Below are 6,231 nucleotides of genomic sequence, written 5' to 3' on the forward strand. Positions count from 1 at the left end.
CACTATTTTTTAGCATTGAAATATTGTTTCATTATACGCTCTGTCTTTTCAATTTCTTTCTTTGGTGTTTTGGCCGTTTTCTTTTCAATTCCGTGAGTTGAAACAACAAGAGTTTCGGTTTTGTGGGTTTTATCCCAAAAAGCTAAAAGTCGGTATTTGGTTTTGTTGTGAAGAGTTCGAAATTCCCAAACGTTGTCATTAAGTTTTTTGAAGAGTTCGTTATCATTGACAATTTGAGATTTCGTCAGATTGTAAATGATTTTATCCCGTGCCTTTTCATTAAGTCCGTTTAGAAATTGATTTACCTCTTCAAGTAATTCGATCTTAAATTTCTGGCTCATTCATTTCCAAATTTATACAAGTATAATTGTTTCTTAAATAGGAAACAAAGTTTTTAATGAAGACTGATTTTTTGTGTTTTTAATAACGTTTATCAAGGTGAGCTGCGGCGTGTTTTAGTACGGACCTTTCCAATGACAAACTTACTTCGAGGAATCCATAAAATTTCCAAATGGGCAAAGATCAAGCTCTAGCTTACACTCGATAAGTTTACTTTGAATGATGAATTCAGACCAAATAGATGGTCACTCCAACGGGGGCAAACAAAAAATAAAAAAGGGCCCATGACGGATGAAACACACCCTAGCTCATGAAATCAATCGGCTTACTGCTTTACAAAAAAAGAACAAAGACATCAGGCCAGATGAAATTCAAGCAGCTGTAGAAGAACGAAATGCCTTATCTGTCCTCATCAAAAAGGCAAGAGTACGATTGGATGCGGTGCAGCTGGCATCCTTGGAAGCTCAGCCAAAGCGATGTCAATTCCATTGATCCACCAACAACTAGTAATCCCACTTCCAGAGAAAGAACACAGAATACTTGAAGTATATAATCCAAGATATTGCTCCTGCTGCCAGAAGGAAAGCATGGTAAGTATTCAGCGCGTGCCAAAAAGAGGACCTCCGAACGCGAACTTTTCATCCCTATCCATCCAATTCTAATTCCTGATTTTTATCGGGCTGGAGAAGCTATGTTCCAGTCATAAAACAGCCCTTCCAAACAAGGTTCAAAAGGGCTGGAATACTAGCGATAGTTTACTTTTTAATGGAAACCAAAGCCTTGAAGTGAATTTTTTTGAGCCTTCCCATCGTCCAAATCCCAATAAAATCCTGACTCAATCCCCGTAGGAACTTCACCGGTTCCGTGCAACAGCGGTTTCATGCTTGGCTTTGCAAGCCGCACGAAAACCTAGTTGTTGGCAGTAGTGTTTTTTATTGAAGTTTTTTACTCTTTAGTCACAAGTTCTGCTGGCATCTTATTAATCTTTTTAAGCCTAATGTCTTTATAAAATACTTCAGCACCTTCCGATTGAAGTCCAATTTTTCCATGTCTAACAGGGCTTTTATCGCTCGTTTTTTTTGAGTTAAATAATCTCATTACAACAGTGCCATTGACCATGTGTATACTTGAATCTCCATAGCAGATTAAGTCAATGTCATTCCACTCTCCATACTTATTTTCTTTGTCTGCATCCTTAGCCACATACATTTTTGCATAAGTATCATTAAAATTGTCTACTGGTTCTACTAGCCGCTCATCCTTAAATAATTTAGTGCCATAGTAGGTTCGAAACGCTGAATCTTCATCATATTGATAGAAAATACCATCCATAGGTTTGCTCGGAACATCCATCTCTATGTCACCTATTGCTATGTAATCTCCCATGTTTTCTTCTTGAATTTGCATTTCATGCGAATTCATCCAGGCATAGGAAGACCCAGGTTCACCAAATCCATGATATAGCAAACCACTATCCATGAATTCTTTTTCTTTCGGTACGTGTTTGTCCTTGCCCCATTTAACTTTCAGTTTGAGATGATAGTTGCCATAGTCCTGCTCGGTAGACATCATTCCAAAAGCTGTCCCTGATATACGTATTGCATCACCATCCTCAAATTGGACTACTTTAATTACGTCCTGTTTAGGATTATTCAAGCCCAAATAACCCTTCTGGGTTTTGTCAAAACCAGAAAAAGGACTATTGAAATATGTATTCCAGCCATTTAAGTCTTTACCATTCCAAATTGAAACCCATTCATCTTCGGCATCTGTCAATTCTGTTTTTTCGGATGAAGTTTCTTTTGAGTCACTCGAATTTTTGCACCCGATAATTAGTATCGAAGCTAAAAATATTGAGACTACTAAAAATTTAATGTGTTTCATTTTGTTTTATTTATTTCCTACACCTCCGATACCTACCGGAAGAGTTTTTGCCTGGCCAACGCTTCGGCTTATCCCGATTTTTCTCTAATTTCTAAGAATCATACCCATTCAAAGTAAGCTCCACTGGTTTAAAACTCATTCCTAAGTCTTGTTTCGCCAGTTCGTTGGTATATACTATTGATGGTTTTCCAATTGGCTTTTGGTGGTTGAGCATCAAGGTTATATCAGAAATTTTATAACTTTCACCACTCAATAAATAGTTTTTGCCATGATTACCATCTTTCATAGCAGCTTCAAAAATGGCAACTGCAACGTCTTCTACATCTACCAATGCCCAAAGCACATCGATGTCGTAGAGCATCTGAATAAAGGGGTTGGGAGCAATTTTATTTTTGAACAAAAACTGAATACCCGTAGAAGTAGAATCTTCCCTGGCAGATAAAGATTTCCCCATGACACCCACTGGAGATACGGTAACTATTTCAAAATTTAGCTTAGGGTTTGCTTCCAAAAATGCGTCCACTCTTTGATTGGCTAAGAACTTTGCCTGGGCATAAGGATGGCTTTCTTCGCTATAAAATGGTTTGTCGCTTTCCGAGATTTGATCAGTAGCTATTTTACCTTCTGGCAGCATTGGAAAATTGGTATTGTATGCCGCCACCGAAGCAATAAACACTACCTTTTCAATCCCTTTCGTTTGCTGAAGTGCTTCCAAGAAATTCTCTGTTCCTTTTATTGTTGGGTCAAAGAGTTCGGTTTTCGGGGTCTTTTACGTCCAATTGAAAGGGTGTTCCGCCGTGAACCACGATTTGGCAACCTTTCAAAAAACTTGTAAGCTCCGCTTTGTTTTCTACATCGAGCTGTACTATTTCTAAGTTTTCGGCATTATTCAAACTTTGCAAATGTTCGTATTTGCTTTTGTTTGCAATGTCTGTGGTAGATACTCGTACTTTGTACCCTTCACTCAAAAATTTCTGGGTGTTATAGCTTCCTATGAAGCCAGATCCTCCGATAATGCCTACTTTTTTCATGATTTTTAAGTTTTGATTTTTTTATTGTTCTTTTTCTACTTCCCCTCTTTCTCAATCCAAGTTTTAACCCGTAGTTCTAATACTGCAAGCGGCATATCACCAGCATCAAGCATAATATTATGAAAGGCTTTAATGTCAAATGCATCACCCAACTTATTTTCGGCTTCTTTTCGTAATCTCAAAATGGTAAGCTGTCCTATTTTATAGGATAGTGCCTGTGCTGGCATGACCATGTAGCGTTCTATTTCTGCAATAGTTTCATCCTCCGATGACGCTTCATTCTCGAGAGAATAAGCTATGGCTTCCTCACGCGTCCAACCTTTATGGTGCAGTCCAACATCTACCACCAATCGTATGGCTCGGTGCATTTCTGCACTTAACATGCCAAAATATTGATAGGGGTCGCTATACAGTCCCAACTCTTTTCCGAGAGATTCAGCGTATAATCCCCAACCTTCTATATAGGCTCCAGAGGCCGTAAACTTTCTAAAGTCAGGAATACTTTTGTTTTCTATAGACAACATTAATTGATAATGATGCCCAGGAATAGCTTCGTGTAAAAACAAGGCCTCATCAGAGTTCACGTTATATTTGGTGACATCTGGAATGGGGACATAGAAAACACCCGGTCTTGAGCCGTCAGGGTTGCCCGGATTGTATTGTGCACTTGCCGATTTTTCACGAAAAGCCTCAACTCGTTTTACCATAAAAGGAGTTTTAGGGGTTTTATCAAACAACTTTTCAAGTTGCGGTGCCACGCGTTTTTGAATAGCATCAAAGTTAGCTAACACCTGTTGCGGGTCGGTGTAGGGCATTAAGTCTTTATTGGTACGCACGTGATTAAAAAAATCGAGCAAGCTTCCTTTAAAACCAACTTCGTTTTTAACCATTTCCATTTCTGCTCTAATTCTGGCTACTTCAGATTTTCCTAAAGCAAAAATAGAATCTGCCGAAAGGCTTGTGGAGGTCATGTATTCAATCTGATTTTTATAATAATCAGGACCAGACGGTAAAACTCCAATACCTGAAGTGGAGCGGGCAGCTTTTAGATAATCCGTTTTAAAGAATGTCGCTAATTTTTCATACCTCGGAATGATGTCTTCCTTTATGATTTTTTGGTAGGTAGTTTCAATGGCTGATTTTTCGGCTGGAGTGAAACTTTCGGGCATGTTTTTAACCGGACTGTAAAACAAATGCTCCGTTACAGGGCCTTGTGCCATTGCCTCAAATTGCGGGATTATCTTTTTTACAATACTTTCTGGATGCACGTAGCCTAAGGAAATGCCCTTTTTCATGTTTTCGAGGGCAGTATCAAGCCAGACATTGTAATCTTTTAGTCTTTTTGTCCAGTTGTCGTAATCCGCCACGGTAGCAAAAGGTTGAACGCTACTTCCCGACGCCATTTGTGCGATATACAGATTGACCGAATTAAATTGGTCAATGGGTAAATACTTTACAAAATTATGATTGACACCCAGTTTGTTTTTACAGTACCAAATCATAGCATCATAGTTTATTTGGTCTGAGGCACTGAGTGATGCTCTGTCGTATTGCTGAATTTTATCGAGGTGCGATTGATAAAGGGCAACTTCTTTGGCTCTAAATTCGTCCGTCAGGTTATTAGGCAGCGTATCAAAATACCTGTTGACTCCAAAAAAATTTCCATAAGCGGGATTTAAGGCCAAACAGCCTTCATAAAAACTATCATAAACTTCTGAAATTGAAGTAAGTTCCGATTTTTTTGTTTGGCAAAGGCCGATGAGCGGAAGCATCATCAAGAGACATATCATTACTTTTTTCATAGAATTTTGTCCGTTTTTTTTGTGCTGACACCGCACGGGGTTCGTTAAGATATTATTTTTCTTCGTTTAAAATTGAATTATAAACTCTTGCGGAAAAACGTTTGAGGACGAACACCCTTTTTTCTGTCCGAAGCAGGGGTTTTTCTGTCCGAAGGCTTTTTTGAGTTAAATAGTCTCATAACAATAGTACCATTGACCATGTGTATACTTGAATCTCCAAAGCAGATTAGGTCAATGTCATTCCACTCTCCATGCTTATTTTCTTTATCTGGAAACTTTTTCACATACATTTTCACCAAACTATCCATTAAGCCTACTTCGACATATTCTGTTAGTCCATCTTTATAAAACTTAGTAGTTGAGTAGGTTCGACGCGGTGAATTTTCATCATATTGATGGAATTTACTATCTGTAGGTTTACTCGGAACATCGATTTCTATATCTCCTATTGGCCAGAAATCTCCCATGTTACCTTCTTGAATTTCAAATTCCACCGTATTCAAATAGGCATATGCAGATCCGGGTTCACCAAATCCATGGTAGAGCAAACCAGTATTCCTGAGTGAATTTTCTACCGGTGCATGCTTGTCAGTGCCCCATTTAACTTTGAGTTTGAGATGATAGTTGCCATAGTCCTGCTCGGTAAACATCATTCCAAAAGCGGTCCCTGAGATGCGTATTGCACTGCCATCCTTCAGTTGGACTACATCAATTATGTCCTGCGTAGGATTATCCAAGCCCAAAAAAAACCTCCTGAGTTATGTCATAAGCAGAAAAAGGGCTATTGAAATAGGTATGCCAGCCAGTTAAGTCTTTACCGTTCCAAATTGAAACCCATTCATCTTCGGCATCTGTCAATTCTGTTTTTTCGGATGAAGTTTCTTTTGAGTCACTCGAATTTTTGCAACCGATAAAAAGTGTCGAAGCGAAAAATATTGAGATTACTAAAAATTTAATGTGTTTCATTTTTTTTTAATTTAATTCGCTTACGCTATTCAGTTTTCGGCTTACCTGTTATTAATCATTAAGATTGTTTCTACGGTTGTGTTGCATTACTGTCAACGTCAGTTCGTCTAAAAACCTCCATTTGGTTTAATTTGACGCTTTTTAATGGTTCGTTTTGGTTGATTTCAAGCTGCTTGCTGAAAATCTGTTGAATCCCAGTCGAAAATAAT

Annotated in this window: 8 protein-coding genes; 1 reads left to right on the forward strand and 7 read right to left on the reverse strand. The window is 38.4% G+C overall.

Annotated elements, in window-relative coordinates; translation table 11 throughout:
- Positions 1–2: 2 nt before the first annotated feature.
- The gene (locus BVH04_RS19840) at positions 3–341 is read right to left on the reverse strand and encodes a type II toxin-antitoxin system RelE/ParE family toxin (protein WP_086543214.1); all 339 of its coding nucleotides are present in this window, start codon (positions 339–341) and stop codon (positions 3–5) included.
- Between the two features lie 289 nt (positions 342–630).
- Here BVH04_RS19840 and BVH04_RS19845 point away from each other — a divergent pair, with 289 nt between their 5' ends.
- Complete coding sequence (locus tag BVH04_RS19845; protein ID WP_086543215.1) at positions 631–831, forward strand: hypothetical protein; 201 nt, start codon at positions 631–633, stop codon at positions 829–831.
- A 453-nt stretch (positions 832–1,284) separates the two neighbouring features.
- On the opposite strand, the gene BVH04_RS19850 is transcribed toward BVH04_RS19845, so the two are convergent.
- From BVH04_RS19850 to BVH04_RS19870, 6 genes are all read right to left on the reverse strand, one after another.
- Positions 1,285–2,223, reverse strand: a complete 939-nt coding sequence (locus tag BVH04_RS19850; protein WP_086543216.1) for a 3-keto-disaccharide hydrolase — start codon at positions 2,221–2,223, stop codon at positions 1,285–1,287.
- A gap of 91 nt (positions 2,224–2,314) precedes the next feature.
- Positions 2,315–2,938, reverse strand: coding sequence for an NAD-dependent epimerase/dehydratase family protein (locus BVH04_RS19855; protein WP_240510988.1), 624 nt, complete (start codon positions 2,936–2,938; stop codon positions 2,315–2,317).
- A 28-nt stretch (positions 2,939–2,966) separates the two neighbouring features.
- Positions 2,967–3,254, reverse strand: coding sequence for a GDP-mannose 4,6-dehydratase (locus BVH04_RS26215; protein WP_240510989.1), 288 nt, complete (start codon positions 3,252–3,254; stop codon positions 2,967–2,969).
- A gap of 35 nt (positions 3,255–3,289) precedes the next feature.
- Complete coding sequence (locus BVH04_RS19860; protein ID WP_086543221.1) at positions 3,290–5,056, reverse strand: DUF885 domain-containing protein; 1,767 nt, start codon at positions 5,054–5,056, stop codon at positions 3,290–3,292.
- Between the two features lie 77 nt (positions 5,057–5,133).
- Positions 5,134–5,799 (reverse strand): family 16 glycoside hydrolase, encoded by a 666-nt coding sequence (locus BVH04_RS19865; RefSeq protein ID WP_086543217.1) that lies wholly within the window; start codon positions 5,797–5,799, stop codon positions 5,134–5,136.
- Positions 5,786–6,022, reverse strand: a complete 237-nt coding sequence (locus BVH04_RS19870) for a hypothetical protein (protein ID WP_086543218.1) — start codon at positions 6,020–6,022, stop codon at positions 5,786–5,788. Before BVH04_RS19870 ends, BVH04_RS19865 begins: the two co-directional genes overlap by 14 nt.
- Positions 6,023–6,231 lie beyond the last annotated feature (209 nt).

Source organism: Algoriphagus antarcticus (genome assembly GCF_002150685.1).
GTDB lineage: Bacteria > Bacteroidota > Bacteroidia > Cytophagales > Cyclobacteriaceae > Algoriphagus > Algoriphagus antarcticus.